General features: G+C 68.0%; 14 protein-coding genes. 8 read left to right on the top strand and 6 right to left on the bottom strand.

From position 1 onward, the window contains the following. Window positions 1-17: 17 nt before the first annotated feature. Entirely contained in the window at window positions 18-1,820 is a 1,803-nt protein-coding gene (locus C5E41_RS11925; RefSeq protein ID WP_104375897.1) for an ABC-F family ATP-binding cassette domain-containing protein, read from the bottom strand. A 600-nt stretch (window positions 1,821-2,420) separates the two neighbouring features. On the opposite strand from C5E41_RS11925, the gene C5E41_RS11920 reads away from it, so the two are divergent. Next, on the top strand, window positions 2,421-3,269 hold the full coding sequence (locus C5E41_RS11920) for an LLM class flavin-dependent oxidoreductase (protein WP_104375896.1): 849 nt from the start codon (window positions 2,421-2,423) through the stop codon (window positions 3,267-3,269). 111 nt (window positions 3,270-3,380) lie between these two features. Here C5E41_RS11920 and C5E41_RS11915 read toward each other — a convergent pair whose 3' ends face one another. Continuing rightward, window positions 3,381-4,307 (bottom strand): 4-(cytidine 5'-diphospho)-2-C-methyl-D-erythritol kinase, encoded by a 927-nt coding sequence (locus tag C5E41_RS11915; protein ID WP_062964763.1) that lies wholly within the window; start codon window positions 4,305-4,307, stop codon window positions 3,381-3,383. Between the two features lie 279 nt (window positions 4,308-4,586). On the opposite strand from C5E41_RS11915, the gene C5E41_RS11910 reads away from it, so the two are divergent. The 5 genes from C5E41_RS11910 (at window position 4,587) to C5E41_RS11890 (ending at window position 9,245) form a co-directional block, all read left to right on the top strand. Continuing rightward, complete coding sequence (locus C5E41_RS11910; protein ID WP_030515214.1) at window positions 4,587-4,793, top strand: heavy-metal-associated domain-containing protein; 207 nt, start codon at window positions 4,587-4,589, stop codon at window positions 4,791-4,793. After that, window positions 4,794-5,678: a hypothetical protein gene (locus C5E41_RS11905; protein WP_104375895.1), complete on the top strand. Its 885-nt coding sequence runs from the start codon at window positions 4,794-4,796 to the stop codon at window positions 5,676-5,678. Beyond that, window positions 5,675-7,912: a heavy metal translocating P-type ATPase gene (locus C5E41_RS11900; RefSeq protein ID WP_104375894.1), complete on the top strand. Its 2,238-nt coding sequence runs from the start codon at window positions 5,675-5,677 to the stop codon at window positions 7,910-7,912. The genes C5E41_RS11905 and C5E41_RS11900 overlap by 4 nt, the downstream gene beginning before the upstream one ends. A gap of 148 nt (window positions 7,913-8,060) precedes the next feature. Then, a complete protein-coding gene (locus C5E41_RS11895; protein WP_104375893.1) occupies window positions 8,061-8,468 on the top strand; it encodes a hypothetical protein in 408 nt (135 codons plus the stop codon). A 90-nt stretch (window positions 8,469-8,558) separates the two neighbouring features. Beyond that, on the top strand, window positions 8,559-9,245 hold the full coding sequence (locus C5E41_RS11890; RefSeq protein ID WP_104375892.1) for a VOC family protein: 687 nt from the start codon (window positions 8,559-8,561) through the stop codon (window positions 9,243-9,245). Between the two features lie 74 nt (window positions 9,246-9,319). Here C5E41_RS11890 and rsmA read toward each other — a convergent pair whose 3' ends face one another. Further along, entirely contained in the window at window positions 9,320-10,201 is an 882-nt protein-coding gene (gene rsmA / locus C5E41_RS11885) for a 16S rRNA (adenine(1518)-N(6)/adenine(1519)-N(6))-dimethyltransferase RsmA (RefSeq protein WP_104375891.1), read from the bottom strand. 22 nt (window positions 10,202-10,223) lie between these two features. Further along, the gene (locus C5E41_RS11880; RefSeq protein ID WP_104375890.1) at window positions 10,224-11,381 is read right to left on the bottom strand and encodes an alpha/beta fold hydrolase; all 1,158 of its coding nucleotides are present in this window, start codon (window positions 11,379-11,381) and stop codon (window positions 10,224-10,226) included. A 220-nt stretch (window positions 11,382-11,601) separates the two neighbouring features. Between C5E41_RS11880 and C5E41_RS11875 the strand changes: the two genes are divergently transcribed. Beyond that, window positions 11,602-12,363: an SDR family NAD(P)-dependent oxidoreductase gene (locus C5E41_RS11875; RefSeq protein WP_104376101.1), complete on the top strand. Its 762-nt coding sequence runs from the start codon at window positions 11,602-11,604 to the stop codon at window positions 12,361-12,363. Here C5E41_RS11875 and C5E41_RS11870 read toward each other — a convergent pair whose 3' ends face one another. Together C5E41_RS11870 and C5E41_RS11865 are read right to left on the bottom strand one after the other, a co-directional pair. Further along, window positions 12,364-13,491 carry a resuscitation-promoting factor gene (locus C5E41_RS11870; protein ID WP_104376100.1) on the bottom strand — a complete coding sequence of 376 codons (1,128 nt, stop codon included), beginning with the start codon at window positions 13,489-13,491 and terminating at the stop codon, window positions 12,364-12,366. It abuts the gene before it with no gap. Between the two features lie 196 nt (window positions 13,492-13,687). Then, entirely contained in the window at window positions 13,688-14,524 is an 837-nt protein-coding gene (locus C5E41_RS11865; protein WP_104375889.1) for a TatD family hydrolase, read from the bottom strand. Window positions 14,525-14,637: 113 nt separating this feature from the next. Here C5E41_RS11865 and metG point away from each other — a divergent pair, with 113 nt between their 5' ends. Further along, entirely contained in the window at window positions 14,638-16,200 is a 1,563-nt protein-coding gene (gene metG, locus C5E41_RS11860) for a methionine--tRNA ligase (RefSeq protein ID WP_104375888.1), read from the top strand. Window positions 16,201-16,204 lie beyond the last annotated feature (4 nt).

Genomic DNA, 16,204 nt, shown 5'->3' with positions numbered 1-16,204 from the left:
CCCCGCTACGCATGCGCTCAGCCGACCTCTTCGGCGAGCTCGAGCCAGCGCATCTCGGTCGATTCCTTCTCGGCCTGCACCTGCTTCAGTTCCGCGCCAAGGCTCACCAGCTTCTCTGGATCGGTGGCGGCGTCGGCCAGCGCGGTGTGCAGGCGTTCCTCCCGCTCGCCGAGTTTCTCCAGGGTCCGCTCCAACCGGCCGAACTCCTTGCGAGCAGCCCGATAGGCCGCGGAATCGGTTGCGGGAGCGGATGTTTCGGCCTGCGCGGACGTTCCGGACGGGCGGCGTGCGGTGTCGGCGAGTGCCGCGCGACGACGCAGGTATTCTTCGATGCCGCCGGGCAGATTGGTGAGCTTGCCGTCGCCGAACAGGGCCCAGGTGGAGTCGCTGATGCGCTCGATCAGGTACCGGTCGTGGCTGATCACGACCAGGGTGCCGGGCCAGCCGTCGAGCAGGTCCTCGAGTTGCTGCAGGGTGTCGATGTCGAGGTCGTTGGTGGGCTCGTCGAGCAACAGGACGTTCGGCTCACTCATCAGGATGCGGGTCAGCTGCAGGCGGCGGCGCTCACCGCCGGACAGGTCACCGACCGGAGTGCGTTGTTTGGCCGGTGTGAATCCGAGCCGTTCGGCGAGCTGCCCGGCGCTGATCTCCTTGTCTCCCAGCATGGTTCGCTCGGCGACATCGGACACCGCTTCCAGCACCCGCATATCGGTGGGCAGATCGTCGAGTTCCTGCCGCAGCCAGCCGATCCGGACGGTCTGGCCCTGAATCCGCTTACCGGCGGCCGGTTCCGCGTCACCTGCGAGAGCGCGCAACAGGGTGGTCTTGCCCGATCCGTTCACCCCCACCAGACCGACCCGCTCCCCCGGCGCCAATCGCCAGGTCAGATCGCGCACCAATTCGCGGCCGTCGGGAGTGGTGAGGGTGGCATCCTCGAGTTCGACCACCACGCGGCCCAGGCGTTTGCGTGCGAAGGAGGCCAGCTGCACGGTGTCGCGCGGCGGCGGCACATCGGCGATCAGGGCCTCGGCGGCCTCGACCCGGTAGCGCGGCTTCGAGGTGCGGGCCTGCGGTCCGCGACGCAACCAGGCCAATTCCTTGCGGGCCAGATTGCGGCGGCGCGCCTCGGTGGCATCGGCCTGGCGGGCCCGTTCGGCGCGGGCGAAGATCCAGTCGTTGTAGCCGCCCTCGTAGCTTTCGACCTTGCCGCCCACCACTTCCCAGGTGCGGGTGGCGACGGTGTCGAGGAACCAACGATCGTGGGTGACCACCACGAGTGCGCTACGGCGCGCCAGCAGATGTTCGGCCAGCCACTGCACACCCTCGACGTCCAGGTGGTTGGTCGGCTCGTCGAGGACGAGCAGATCCAGTTCGCGCACCAGCGCGGCGGCCAGCGCGACACGGCGGCGCTCGCCACCGGACAGATTCGCGACCGAGGTGTCCATTCCCAGATCCGCGATGCCGATACCGTCGAGCACGCCGCGGATACGCGGATCGGCTGCCCACTCGTGTTCGGCGACACCGTCCGTGCGTGCATCTTCGGCGAGCCCGGCCAACACCACCTCGCCGACGGTGGCCCCTTCCGGCAGCACACCGCGCTGGGTCACGACCGCCATGCGCAGGCCGTTGATGCGGCTCACCCGCCCGCTGTCGGGCTCTTCGAGCCCGGTCAGCACCTCGAGCAGTGTGGTCTTACCCCCGCCGTTGAGACCGACGACCCCGATCCGCTCACCCTCCTGCACGCCGAGGGACACTTCGTCCAGCAGCGCGGTGATTCCGAAGCTCTTGTGGACCTGCTCCAGATTGATCAGATTCGCCAAGGGGTCAGTCCTCTCCGAGTATGGCGGGGCCCACGGGTGTGCCACGAGCTCGGCGGATCCCGGCCGCGTCGCGCGCGCCCGCTGCGCTCCCACAGCGGCGGGACCACGCCCGTCGGCTTCACCCGTGAAGATTACGGCACGAGGATGCGCACTTCCGGCGCGGGTGAACCGGGCCCGAGCCCGCGCCGGCGATCACGGTGCAGCGGCGGTAGCCGGTCGGTGGAGTGCCCCGGATACCGCGGACGGGTCGGACCGGCCCCGGGTGCTCCGATCGCACTCGGCCCGACCAGTACGCCGGGTCCAGGAACGGCGCTCGGGACCTGGACGAGGCGGTACCGCGCGGGCCGACATGGGTCGCGATTGCGAAAAAGGTTGAGGCACAGCTACTCTACGGGCAATCCAAACGGGCTCTCCAGAAGTATGGCCGTAGTGCGGGAGCCCCGCCTCATGAAGGCGCGGAGTGGGCGGCGCTGATTTTGTCGACCCCACATTCGGAGGATTCTCCTGACCGACTCGTCATCTGCCATCGCCACCTCGCCGTCGGTTTCGACGTCCGGCGAAAGTTCCGGGCAGCCGGAAGCACTGCGCACAGCCTACGGCGTGAAGGTCGGCATCGGGTTGCCGATCGCCGAACCACAGTCACTCGTCGCATGGGCCGAGCGGGCCGAATCGGGCCCCTTCTCGACCCCCGGACTGCTCGACCGACTGGTCTACGACAATCCGGAACCCCTTGTGACACTCGCTCATCTGGCCAGTGCGACGCACCGGATCCGATTGCAGACCGAAGTGCTCCTCGCGCCGCTGCGGGAGACCGCGCTGCTCGCGAAACAGGTCGCCACCCTCGACCGGCTCTCGGGCGGCCGATTCACCCTGGGACTCGGTGTCGGCGGCCGCGCCGACGACTATGAAGCGTCCGGGACGCAATTGCGCACGCGCGGAAAGCGATTGGACGAGCAGGTCGCGACGATGCGCCGGCTCTGGTCCGGTGAACCCTACAGCGAGAGCTGCGCTGCGATCGGCCCGCTGCCGCACACCTCCGACGGGCCGGAACTGCTGTTCGGCGGATTCCAGCCCGCCGCCTTGGAACGCGTCGCACGCTGGGGCGGCGGATTCCTCGCCGCGGCCGCACCCTCGTGGGCGCCGGGCCTGTTCGACACCGTGCGGCGGTTCTGGCGTGAATACGACCGGCCGGGTTCACCGCGCATCGTCGCCCAGGTCACCGTCGCACTCGGCACCGACGAGGTGATCGACGAGGCCCGCTCGGCCATGGCCGCCTACTACGAATTCAGCGGCCGCGCCGAATTCATGGTCGAGGGCATGCTCACCACGCCGGAGCAGATCCGCACGGTCACACAGCAATTCGCCGATCTCGGTGCCGACGAAGTGATCTTCTACTGCTACGGGCGAGACCCGGAACAAGTCGACCGGCTCGGCGAAGCTCTCGGCTGAACAGCCGTACGTGGATTCGAGCGGGAGCCGACCGGGTCCGCGTGCCGATCGACGGGCACCGGATCGGCGTCGGCCCCGCCCGAACAGTGCTGAGCACCGTCGAACCGGCCGTCAGTGGCGACCGTCCGCCAGGACTCGCGCCCCCGGCACCGGCCCGGTCGCGGTGCGGACGCTGCGGCACACCCCGGCGCCGGAGAGTTCGGCCGAGACCTCCACCGCATCGTCTTCGCTACCGCACAGGAATGCGCAGGTGGGCCCCGAACCGGAGACGATTCCGGCGAGGGCGCCCGCCTCGACGCCGGCACGTAGGGTGCGGCGCAGGGCCGGATTCAGCGACAACGCGGCGGCCTGCAGATCGTTGCCGAGCAAGGGCGCGAGCTGGGTGGCGTCACCGGAGGCCAAGGCCTGCAACAACTCCTGCGGGTCGCCGAGGCGCGGCGGATCGCCGTTCTCGCGCAACCGGTCCAGTTCGCCGAACACCTTCGGCGTCGACAACCCTTCCTTCGCCAATGCCAGCACCCAATGAAAAGTGTTGCGCGACAACACCGGAAGCAGTTTCTCACCACGGCCGCGCCCCAGTGCGGTGCCGCCGTGCAGCGCGAAGGGCACATCGCTGCCGAGTTCGGCCGCGACATCGGCCAACTCGTCGCGCGACATCTCCAGCCCCCACAACTCGTTGAGCCCCACCAGCGTCGCGGCGGCATCCGCGCTGCCGCCGGCCATTCCCCCGGCCACCGGAATACCCTTCTCGATCTCGATCTCCACCAGCGGAGCGCGGCCGGCCAGATGTCCGAGGCGGACGGCGGCCTGCCACACCAGGTTCGTGCGATCGGTGGGCACCTGGGCGGCGCCCTCTCCATGCACGCTCACGGCCAGCGATCCGGCCGGAGCGATACGCACATCGTCGGCCAGCGACAGCGCCTGGAAGACCGTGGTCAATTCGTGGTATCCGTCGCTACGCAGGTCATCGACCCCTAGATGAAGGTTCACCTTGGAGGGGGCGCGGACAACCACCGAACTGGGTACTACAGACAGCACGGGGTTAGGTTATCCGTCCGCGCGGCAAACGGTCGGTTTGCCGCGCGACGCGGGGCTCCCGCAGCTGGGGACTCGCCGGGCCCCGGCCGCTACCACGGGCCGCGACGCCGGATCACGGGCCGATGGCAGGTCGACCACTCGAGCAGACAGCTGTCGCCGGAGATGCGTCACCGCGAGCGAAATTCCCCTCGACCCCTTGCATCAGGTACCCACGGGGGGTATGTTCATGGATGTTGGGGATACCCCCTCACCGTATAAGAGCGAGCGAAGGAAGCGATCATGGCTACCAGCACCTACACCGTCACCGGGATGACCTGCGGCCACTGCGTGGCGTCGGTGCAGAAGGAGATCGGCAAGATCGACGGCGTCACCAGCGTCGACGTAGACCTCGCCTCCGGCCGCGTCCAAGTCGAATCCGCCGCACCGCTGACAGACGCCGAGGTCGTCGCCGCCGTCGACGAGGCGGGATATCAGGTGGCGAGCTGAATGAACGACAGACTGAAGTTCGCGGCATTCGGCGGCGGACTGGTCGTGTTGTTCGGGGCCGCGCTCGGCATCGGCGCCCTGGTGGGCGATCCGACCGAGCCGGCCCCCGGGCACGGCACCGGACTTCTGGCCACTCAGCACGGCTACACCCTTTCCGAGGTGACCGCACCTACCGAACCCCGGACCCCCGGCACCCTTCGATTCCGGATCACCGGCCCCGACGGCGCGCCGGTCACCGAGTACACCGATCTGCACGAGCAGGACCTGCATCTGATCGCGGTCCGCTCCGACACCACCGAATACCGGCACGTGCACCCGGTCCGCGACGACACCGGCACCTGGTCGATCGATTGGACATGGGCCGAGCCGGGCACCTACCGCGTCTTCGCCGATTCCGAGCCGGCCGGGGCACCGGGTGAACTGGTGCTGAGCCGCACCGTCACCGTGGCCGGCGCGGCCACCGATCGGCCCCTGCCGCCCGTCTCGCGCACCACCACCACCGTCGACGGCTACCAGGTCCGCATGGACGGCGATCTGTCCACCGGCGGCGGCGAGGTGGGCTTCACCGTCACCCGCGATGGGCGGCCGGTCACCGATCTGCAACCCTATCTGGGGGCCTACGGACATCTGGTCGCGCTGCGCGGGAACGATCTGTCCTACCTTCATGTTCATCCCGAAGGAGAGGTCGGCTCGACTCCCGCGGGGCCGCGGGTCGCCTTCCACGCCCAGGCGCCCAGCACCGGCGCCTTCCGGCTCTACCTGGACTTCGCCCACGGCGGCGCGGTTCACACGGCGGAATTCACCGCCGAGGCGGTAGCCGGGCCGCAGAGCGGGCAACACGACAACGAGCACAACAACGGAGAGCACGGAGGAGGTCACCAATGAGCGCGCCCACGACAGAGCGCTCCGTCGAGCTGGATATCGGTGGCATGACCTGCGCCTCCTGCGCCGCACGCATCGAGAAGAAACTGAACCGGATCGAGGGCGTTACCGCCACGGTCAACTACGCCACCGAGAAGGCGAAGGTCAGCTTCCCCGAAACGGTGACGCCGGACCAACTCATCGAACGCGTCGTCGACACCGGCTACACCGCCACCGTCCACGACACGCACCCCGCGGAAACCGCTGCGGCCGAAGCGGTTTACACCGATTCGCCGCTGCGGCAACTGCGGCATCGCCTGCTGGTGAGCCTCGCGCTCGCGCTTCCGGTCATCGCGCTGGCGATGATCCCGGCACTGCAATTCCGGAACTGGCAATGGCTTTCGCTGACGCTGGCCACACCGGTCGTGTTCTGGGGCGGCGTCGCCTTCCATCGCGCCGCCTGGATCAACGCCCGGCACGCCACCGCCACCATGGACACCCTCATCTCGCTGGGCACCCTGGCGGCCTACTCGTGGTCGGTGTACGCGCTGTTCTTCGGCGACGCCGGAATGCCGGGTATGAAGCACGGCTTCAGTTTCGCGGTCGATCGCTCCGCTTCGGCGTCGAACATCTACTTCGAGGTCGCGGCCGGTGTGATCGTCTTCATCCTGGCCGGGCGGTATTTCGAGACCCGGGCCAAGGAGCGGGCCGGTTCGGCACTGCGGGCGCTGCTGGAACTCGGCGCCAAGGATGTGGCGGTACTGCGCGACGGCGCCGAGCACCGAATTCCGGTGTCGGAGTTGCGCGTCGACGATCTGTTCCTGGTGCGGCCGGGTGAGAAGGTCGCCACCGACGGAGTGGTTACCGACGGAAATTCCGCCGTCGACATGAGCATGCTGACCGGCGAATCGGTGCCGGTCGAGGTGGGCCCGGGTGATCCGGTGATCGGCGCGACCGTCAACGCCGGCGGAGCGCTGACCGTGCGGGCCACCCGCATCGGCGCCGACACCCAGCTGGCGCAGATGGCCGCACTGGTGGAGGAGGCACAGAACGGCAAGGCGCCCGTACAACGGCTGGCCGACCGGGTCGCCGGCGTGTTCGTCCCGATCGTGATCGCGATTTCGGTTGCCACACTGGGCTTCTGGCTCGGCAGCGGCGCCGCGGTGGCGGTGGCCTTCGGTGCGGCGGTCGCGGTGCTGATCATCGCCTGCCCGTGCGCGCTCGGCCTGGCCACACCCACCGCGCTGCTGGTCGGCACCGGCCGGGGCGCGCAACTCGGCATCCTGATCAAGGGGCCGCAGGTGCTGGAATCGACCCGGCGCATCGACACCGTCGTGCTGGACAAGACCGGAACCGTCACGACCGGCACCATGTCGCTGGCCGAGGTGATTCCCGCCGAGAACCAGGATCACGACGAGTTACTGGCCGTGGCCGCGGCCGTCGAACACGGATCCGAACACCCGGTGGCCCGGGCGGTGGTGCGCGGCGCCGCCGAACAGGGTCTGGCAGAGGAGCCGGTGCAACAGTTCGTGAGCCACGGCGGTAAGGGGGTGCAGGGTCTGGTCGGTGCGCGCGCGGTCGTGATCGGCCGCACCGAACTGCTCGCGGATTGGTCGATCACGCTGCCGGAGTCGTTGGCGCAGGCCAAGTCCGAGGCCGAGACCGCCGGGCGCACCGCGATCGTGGTGGCCTGGGACGGGCAGGCGCGCGGTGTGCTGGTCGTCGCCGATGCGATCAAGGCCTCGAGCGCCGAGGCCATCGCGGACATGCGGTCGCTGGGACTGACGCCGGTGCTGTTGACCGGTGACAATGCCGCGACCGCGCGCACGGTCGCCGATCGGGTCGGCATCGACGAGGTGATCGCCGAGGTGCTGCCCGCCGACAAACTCGATGTGGTGAAGCGCCTGCAGGATCAGGGCAAGGTCGTCGCGATGGTCGGTGACGGCGTCAACGACGCGGCCGCCCTCGCCCAGGCCGACCTGGGCCTGGCTATGGGCACCGGCACCGACGTGGCGATCGAGGCCGGCGACATCACGCTCGTCCGCGGCGATCTGCGGACGGTCGGCACGGCCATCCGGCTCTCCCGGGCCACCCTGCGCACCATCAAGGGCAACCTGTTCTGGGCGTTCGGTTACAACGTGGCGGCGATTCCGCTGGCGGCGGCCGGACTGCTCAACCCGATGCTCGCGGGTGCGGCCATGGCCCTGTCGAGTGTGTTCGTGGTGAGCAACAGCCTGCGCCTGCGGCGCTTTCACTGAACGAATCCGCCGAATGTCCCGTCCGATCGGATGGGACATTCGGCGTTCCCGCGCCGGTCCGCCATACTTTCCGTCCGAAGAGATGAACGCGCTGTCGCGTCAGCCGTTTCCCGCGACCGGCCGCGCACGAGGACAAGGCAGGGACCACATGAGCATCCTGTTCGGGATCGGATTGGTGATCTGGTTCGTCAGCATCGCCGCGATGTTTCTCGCACGCGCCCTCGACGACCGCAGCCAGCAGGCTTTCCGAGCGAGTGTGGGACTGTGCGCGGTGGGGTCGACACTCCTCGCGATCGGCACACCCTTCGTCAGCGGAAATACGACCGGTAAGAACATCCTGTTCACCGGCGGATTCGTCGTGATGGCAGTCCTGTGTGCCTACTCGGTTCTGATCATGCGCCACCGCCCTGCCACTCCCCCGATACCGTTGCCGATCCCGTTCACCCCGCCGAGCGACAACCTCACCGCCACCGCTGCGCCGGCACCGCGGTCACAAGACTTGCCGACCCGCGTACCGGCCCCGAAGTCTCGCCCGCACAATCCGAGTCGCAGGTGACCACCGGGGCCCGCACCGCGCGACCTTGACATTAACCATGGTTCAGGTTTTAGCGTCGGAAGCGACCGTTTCCCACCGAAGGGCACCGCGATGAAGATCCTCGAAGTCGAGCTCACCACAACACATCTCGCCGCGACCGCGCAGTTCTACCGCGACGTGCTCGAGCTTCCGGTCGTCACGCTGCCTGATGGCATTGCCGTCGAGATCGGCTCCAGCATAGTGAGGGTGACCGCGGGCGCTGGCTTCGATGGCGTGCACCATCTCGCCTTCGGCATCTCGCCGCACGACTTCGACCTGGCCCGCCGTTGGTTGCGGCAGCGGACCGAATTGCTCACGGTCGACGGCTCCGACATCATCGACGGCCCGGAAGGATGGAATTCCCGATCGCTGTACTTCCGGGGGCCGGACGGAACTCTGCTGGAACTGATTGCGCGCCAAGCCGACCGAGCGACGCCGGGCAGCCCGGACGAAATCCCGCGCCTGTTGTCGATCAGCGAGGTCGGCATCGGCGTGCCCGACGTCCGGCAGACCGTACGCCACCTCGCCGAGGCGTTCGAACTCCCGCCCTTTCCGCCGCAACTGTCGGAATTCGCCCCGGTCGGCAGCCACGACGGGCTGCTCATCGTGGCACGTTCGGGCCGAATCTGGTTCCCCACCGAGGAAGACGTGCCCGCCACCGGTCCGGTATCGATCCGCATCGAATCCGCCGGTCGCGACGGGCAGATCGCACTCACCGAGGAAGCCGTTGTCCGAGCCGGCGGACCGATATCCGAATAGCGCCTGCAGTTTTGCCTTTTCGTCGAGGTTCGCGCGAAAAGTTCGGAGTCCGTCAGCGGCGAAGTCCGCTCAGTTCACCCCTGCTCGGCGAGGCGCACGAAGGCTGCGGTGTCGAGCGTTTCGCCCCGCGCGGTCGGCGCGATTCCCGCCGCGACCAGCCGCCGCTCCGCCTCGGCGGGCGATCCCGCCCACCCCGCCAGGGCGGCGCGTAATGTCTTGCGGCGCTGCGCGAAAGCGGCATCGACCACGGCAAACACCTGCTCGCGGTGGGCGGTGTCGAGCGACCACGGTGGGTCGGTGAAGCGTTCGATGCGGACCAGTCCCGACTCCACCTGGGGAACCGGCCAGAACACCTGGCGGCCGACGGCTCCCGCGCGGCGGACAACACCGAAGAACCCGGCCTTCACACTCGGTACGCCATAGATGCGGGACCCGGGTTCGGCGGAGAGCCGGTCGGCCACCTCGGCCTGCACCATCACCACAGCTGTTCGAATGCTGGGTAATTCGGCGAGCAGGTGCAGCAGTACCGGCACCGCTACGTTGTAGGGCAGGTTGGCGACCAGTGCCGACGGCGCACCGGGGATATCGGTGGCCGACACCCGCAGCGCATCGCCGGGAACCACGGTCAGCCGGTCGGCGAGTCCGGTGGCACGATCGGACACGGTTTCCGGAAGATGCTGTGCGAGAACCGGGTCCAGCTCCACCGCGACGACCCGATCCACGACGTCGAGCAGCGCCAGCGTCAGCGAGCCCAGGCCGGGGCCGACCTCGAGCACCACGTCGTCGCGTCCGACGCCGGCCGTGGCGACGATTCGCCGCACCGTGTTGGCGTCGTGCACGAAATTCTGTCCGAGCTGTTTGGTCGGGCGCACGCCGAACCGCTCCGCCAGCACCCGCACTTCGGCGGGACCGAGCAGTTCGGCCAGGCCACGGGCTTCGCTCACAGGTTCGGACACGCCCGACAAGGTATCAGTGCGGCTAGGGCCGGTACGGCGTGGACTGCACCCGCGCGACGAACGCGTCCATCGCCGCCCACATCCGCGGGTTCAGCTCGCAGTGCTGCCCGGTGCCGACCACCGATTGCGCGTCCACGCCGTTCGCGGCCAGTTGGGCGGCCAGCGCGGCGTGCAGCGGCGAGGGCACGGTTCGGTCGGTGGCGTTGAGCAGCAACAGGATCGGTGCGTCGTAGCCGCTCGTGGGCACGGCCAGATAATCGGTGAGCGCGGCCGTGAACCGCGGGTCGCCCAGCGGCCGGGACAGCAGATCGCCCAGCGATGCGCCGTTGACCTGCCGGGCCATCCCGTCCAGGCACAGGGTGCCGATGCTGTCGAGCAGTTGGCGCCCGCGCGGGCTCAGATAGCTGTCGACGTCGATATCGGGCCGGGTCTCCCGCATCCCGACGAGCAATCCCGCGATGAAGGCGGTGCTGCCGTCGCCGATCTCCGGGATATTCGGCACCCACGGCCCGGCGAGGGGAAGCACGTGCTCCAGGTCCGACTCGGGGTCGACCGCGATGGTCCCGCGGAAGTCCAGATCGGGCGCATAGCTGTGCTGGAGATGACCCGTACCCAGCGCGGCCTGACCACCCTGCGACGCACCGACGGCGATCCAGGTGCGCGACAGCTGGGGATAGGTCGCACGCGCTGCCCGCAGCAGATCGATGGTCGCGGTCGCCTCGGACTGCCGTTCCAGATACGGATGCGGACCGGTGTCGAACGCCCCCAACCCGAGGTAGTCCGGCGCGACCACCGCGAATCCCTTGGACTGGAAGTACTGCAGGATGCGATCTTCCTTGGCCCGGCCGGACGGATAGGGCGCGGTGCCCGGATTCGAGATGCCGCTGCATCCCATGCCGAGGCCGCTCGCGCCGTGGTCGTAGGCCACCACCGGCCACCCACCCGCGGGCGGTTCGCCCGGCGGAAGGAACACCGCACCGCTGGCCGGGACGGGCTCACCGCGCGAGGTCGTCGTCCGATAGTCGAACAGTGCCGCCCCGGTCATACCGTGCCAGCCGTCCGGCTGCGCGGTGACCGACATCGGCGTTCCGGCCGGCTCGGCCGCAGCGTCCGGCACCGTGACGGCCGAGCCGGCCGCCACCGCGGTGAATACGGCCGCGGCCACGAGCGGCCGACGCATCCGAGCCGAACATTTCGACAACCGCATGGCCACCTCACACCGTCGGGGATCTACTGATTTTACGGTGCACACACCGCACGGTCCGGAAATCCCCAGGCCGGGGCGTCGCGGAGCGTTGACGTCAATTGATACGCGTTCTAGTTTCGGTGTACTCGCGGAACAGGCGGTGGCACATCAGGTCTCACCGCGCCCGAAGCAGCAGGAGAGGACGGCCGCAATGATGCGCAGGCACGAGGGACGACGGGTGGTGGTAACCGGGGCCGGCTCGGGCATCGGGCGGGGCATCGTGGTGCGCATGCTCGCCGAGGGAGCGCACGTGGTGGGCGCCGACATCTCCGAGCCCGGACTGAAGGAGACCGTGGCGGAGGTGGGCTCGGATCGCGAGCGGCTCCATACGGTCACCGTCGACGTGGCCGATCCGGAATCGGTGCGCCCTGCCGTCGCCGCGGCCGTCGATCATCTCGGCGGATTGGACGTGCTGGTCAACGCGGCCGGGATCATGCGTACCGCGCATACCCACGAGATGCCGTTCGAGAGCTGGAATCAGGTGATCGGCGTCAACCTCACCGGCACCTTCCTGATGATGCAGGCGGCCATCCCGACCCTGCTGCAGTCCGAACATCCGGTGATCGTGAACTTCTCCTCCACCGCCGCACTCGGCGCGAACCCGTATATGGCCGCCTACGCCGCGTCCAAGGGCGGAGTGAACGCGATGACCCATGCGGTCGCGCTGGAGTATTCGCAGCAGGGCCTGCGCGCGGTGAACATCGTCCCGGGCGGAATCACCAGCGGAATCACCAGCAACCTGCAAACCCCCGAAGACGCCGACTGGAACCTCTTCTCCCGCCTGACCGGCTGGCTCAACGGCGGCGCTCTGGGCGAGCCCGCCGACGTCGCGGGCGTGGTCGCCATGGTCGCCTCCGAGGACGGCCGCTACATCACGGGCTCGGAGATTCGGGTGGACGGCGGCGCACTGATGTGACTAGCTGATCCCCAAGCGACTCGTGCACGCGGGCCAGGCACCCCAGCCCTGCCGGGCCCGCGTCACCTCGGCGATCGCGATCTGCTCTTCCCGGGTGGCGAGATCCGGCCGCTCGGCGTACTTCAATCCGCCCTGCCGGGACCACGTGCTCTGGTCGAACTGGATGCCGCCGTAATACCCGTTGCCGGTATTGATGGCCCAGTTTCCACCGGATTCACATTTGGCCAGCGCGTCCCAGACCGCACCGTCGCGTACGGGCGGAACTTCGGTGCCGGGCTTGGCGCCCTTGCGGACGGTCTTGGGCTGGGCGGGGACGACGACGGTGTGCCCGACGGCCTCGCGCGAGGCTTCCTTGCCGTTGACGATCGAGACGGCGTAGGTGACGTCCTGCACCCCGGCCTTGCCGGGATTTTCGACGACGGTCCGGCTCATGTTGAGGTCGGTGTCCTCGATGACGTTCTCGGTCGGGTCGAGCGGTTCGCGTTCGGTGACCTTCTCGGTGTGCTTGCGGGTGACGGTGATCTTCATACCGTCGTGCAGCGGGGTGACGGCCACCGGCTCCACGGTGTCCTCGCCGGTCAGCGGCACACCCTGCACCTGCAGTAGCTCCCCGACGGTCGGTGCGGCCAGCCGCACGTAGCTCATCGGTTCGCCGTTGTCGGACAGCTGCACCGTGCGCGGGCTGGTGACGGCCAGCGCGGCGCCCTGCAACGGCAGCGGGGTGGGACGCGAGGGCGAGACGAAAACGTCGCCGGGCAGCTGCAGTTGAGTCAGTGCGTCGGCGACGGTGTACGCGGTGGTCCACACCTGTTTGGTCTTACCGTCGAAGGTCAGCGCGATCTGCCGGGCGCGATTGAGCGTGATGGTCGCACCGTTGGTGACGTCGGCATCCCCGGACGGCGAAACCGAGTCCTTCCCGGCCAGCTTGTAGCCGCCGGCCTTGAGCACACCCTTCACACTCGCGGCCATGGTGGTGACGGTCGTGCGCTGACCGTCGACGACCAGGGTGACGGTCTTGCGGCTGACGATCGCCAGACTTGCCCCGATGATCAGGGTGATCAGCATCGCGGCGATCGCCGCGTAGAGCAGCGGCGAGCGCGACGTGTTGATCCGCTGGAGAGCGGATATCCGAAACTCCGGCATGGTCACAATACGATAACGAGGGGGTCAGTCCCTGGCAACTACATGCCGCGGAACAGGGGATTTCCACATCACGATTCGATATCGACGATCCGGAAATATCACGACCGCGCAATCGTAAGTGAACTCGAGCACACCTCGCATTCCGGTCGCGGGTTATGTGACGCACCGCACGCGTGCGGCCTCAGCCCCGCGGCAGCCGGTAGACCCGCTCGGCGTTGGCGGTCGTGATCTCGGCCAGGGCCGCCGGATCCTGTTCGCGCAGTTCGGCCAGGGCCCGCACGGTGTAGGGCAGGCAGTACGGCTCGTTCGGCGCGCCCCGGAACGGGTGCGGCGTCAGAAAAGGCGCATCGGTCTCCACCAGGATCTGCTCGTCCGGCACCAGCTTCGCGGCCTCGCGCAATTCGTGCGCGTTCTTGAAACTCACCGTCCCGGAGAAGCTGAGCAGATACCCCTCGGCCACACAGGCCAGCGCCATATTGGCGTCGGAGGAGAAGCAGTGGAAGATCACCGACTCCGGCGCACCCTCATCCAGCAGGACCGCCAGCACATCGTGATCGGCCTCGCGGTTGTGGATCATCAACGGCTTCCCGAGCCGTTTCGCGAGGTCGATGTGCCAGCGGAAGCCCTCCACCTGATCCTCTATACCGGCACAGCCGTCGAGTTTGCCGGGCCAGTAGTAATCCAGCCCGGTCTCGCCGACGGCGACCACGCGGGGGTCGGCGGCCAGCTTCTCCAGTTCGGCGCGGGCGGCGTCGTCCAGGGCGTTCGCCCGGGTCGGATGCAGGGCGACCGCGGCGTACACACGCGGATCCCAGTGCGCGGCGTCGACGGCGAAGCGGGCGGCATCCAAGTCGTCGGCGATGGTCACCACCCGGCCGACACCGACCGCGGCGGCCCGATCCACCATGGCGGCAACCGATTCCGCGTCCTCGGCACCGCAGGCATCGAGATGGGTGTGGGCGTCGATCAACGGCGACAGCGGTTCGGGCGGCTCGGGTGCGGGTCGTTTACCGGGCATCGGACCAGATTAGACACACCGCTCCGACGGCAGGTGAACCCGGCGGGAGCGACGAGTGGACGACGGGATATCGACGCGAGGGATTATCGGCGGCGGATTAGAGTGGACACACCATGAGCGCACCCGAACGCACGTCACCGGCCTTCTACATCACCACGGCGATCGCCTACCCCAACGGCGCGCCGCATATCGGCCATGCCTACGAGTACATCTCCACCGATACGCTTGCCCGGTTCAAGCGGCTCGACGGCTACGACGTGTTCTTCATGACCGGCACCGACGAGCACGGCCAGAAGGTGCAGCAGGCCGCGCGCGCCGCCGGCGTCTCCGTGGAGGACTACGCCGCGCGCAATTCGGATGTGTTCGAACGCATGGACAAGGCGCTCGACATTTCCTACGACCGGTTCATCCGCACCACCGACGAGGATCATCTCGCCGCCAGCATCGCGATCTGGGAGCGCATGCAGGCCAACGGCGATATCTACCTCGACACCTATTCGGGCTGGTACTCGGTGCGCGACGAGGCCTTCTACACCGAGGAGGAGACCACCGTCACCGAGGACGGGACGCGGCTGGCGACCGAAACCCGGACCCCGGTGGAATGGACCGAGGAGTCGAACTACTTCTTCCGGTTGTCGAAATATCAAGACCGGCTGCTCGAACTGTACGAGACCACACCGGATTTCATTCTGCCCGCCACCCGGCGCAACGAAATCGTGAGCTACGTGAAGGCCGGTCTGAAGGATCTGTCGATTTCGCGCACCACCTTCGACTGGGGTGTGCCGGTGCCCGGTGATCCGGCGCATGTGATGTACGTGTGGGTGGACGCGCTCACCAACTATCTGACCGGCGTCGGATTCCCGAATACCGATTCGGCCGCCTTCCAACGGTTCTGGCCGGCGAACGTGCACATCATCGGCAAGGACATCACCCGGTTCCACACCGTCTACTGGCCGGCTTTCTTGATGTCGGCGGGTATCGAATTGCCGAAACGCGTGTTCGTGCACGGCTTCTTGTTCAACAAGGGCGAGAAGATGTCGAAATCGGTCGGCAATGTGGTGGACCCGCTGGCACTGGTCGATCAGTACGGTCTCGACGCGGTGCGGTTCTTCCTGCTGCGCGAAATCTCCTATGGCCAGGACGGTTCCTACAGCCACGATGCCATCGTCGGGCGGATCAACACCGATCTGGCCAACGAATACGGCAATCTGGTGCAACGCAGTCTGAAGATGGTGGCGCGCGACTTCGATTCGGCCGTACCGACTCCCGGCGAATTCACCGAGGCCGACCGGGAGCTGCTCGAGCGCGCGAACGGCTTGCTCGAGCGCTGCCGCACCGAATTCGACGGACAGCAACTACATCTGGCGCTCGAGGCGATCTGGCTGACCCTCGGTGAGACGAACAAATACTTCTCCGCGCAGCAGCCCTGGGCGCTGGCCAAATCGGGCACGCCCGAGGACGTGGCCCGCGAGGCGACGGTGCTGTATGTAACCCTCGAGGTGCTGCGGATCGTGTCGATCCTGGTGCAGCCGGTGATTCCGGGCTCGGCCGGGCGGATTCTCGACCAGCTCGGCCAGACCGCGCGCACCTTCGCCGATCTCGCCACGCCGATCGAGGCCGGATTGGCCCTCCCCGCGCCGGAGCCGGTATTCCCGAAGTACATCGAACCGAAGTAGGCGA

This window comes from Nocardia nova, from assembly GCF_002933465.1.
Lineage (GTDB): Bacteria > Actinomycetota > Actinomycetes > Mycobacteriales > Mycobacteriaceae > Nocardia > Nocardia nova_B.
Note: the sequence above shows the minus strand (reverse complement) of the source record. Positions and strands in the feature narration are given on the sequence as shown.

What these genes read in the sequence shown, in the direction of transcription:
- C5E41_RS11890 (WP_104375892.1), top strand. Translation starts at nt 8,559, where the DNA reads ATGAAGATCCTCGAAGTCGAGCTCACCACAACACATCTCGCCGCGACC.
- metG (WP_104375888.1), top strand. Translation starts at nt 14,638, where the DNA reads ATGAGCGCACCCGAACGCACGTCACCGGCCTTCTACATCACCACGGCG.
- C5E41_RS11880 (WP_104375890.1), bottom strand. Translation starts at nt 11,381, where the DNA reads ATGCGTCGGCCGCTCGTGGCCGCGGCCGTATTCACCGCGGTGGCGGCC.
- C5E41_RS11865 (WP_104375889.1), bottom strand. Translation starts at nt 14,524, where the DNA reads ATGCCCGGTAAACGACCCGCACCCGAGCCGCCCGAACCGCTGTCGCCG.
- C5E41_RS11905 (WP_104375895.1), top strand. Translation starts at nt 4,794, where the DNA reads ATGAACGACAGACTGAAGTTCGCGGCATTCGGCGGCGGACTGGTCGTG.
- C5E41_RS11875 (WP_104376101.1), top strand. Translation starts at nt 11,602, where the DNA reads ATGCGCAGGCACGAGGGACGACGGGTGGTGGTAACCGGGGCCGGCTCG.
- C5E41_RS11895 (WP_104375893.1), top strand. Translation starts at nt 8,061, where the DNA reads ATGAGCATCCTGTTCGGGATCGGATTGGTGATCTGGTTCGTCAGCATC.
- C5E41_RS11900 (WP_104375894.1), top strand. Translation starts at nt 5,675, where the DNA reads ATGAGCGCGCCCACGACAGAGCGCTCCGTCGAGCTGGATATCGGTGGC.
- C5E41_RS11910 (WP_030515214.1), top strand. Translation starts at nt 4,587, where the DNA reads ATGGCTACCAGCACCTACACCGTCACCGGGATGACCTGCGGCCACTGC.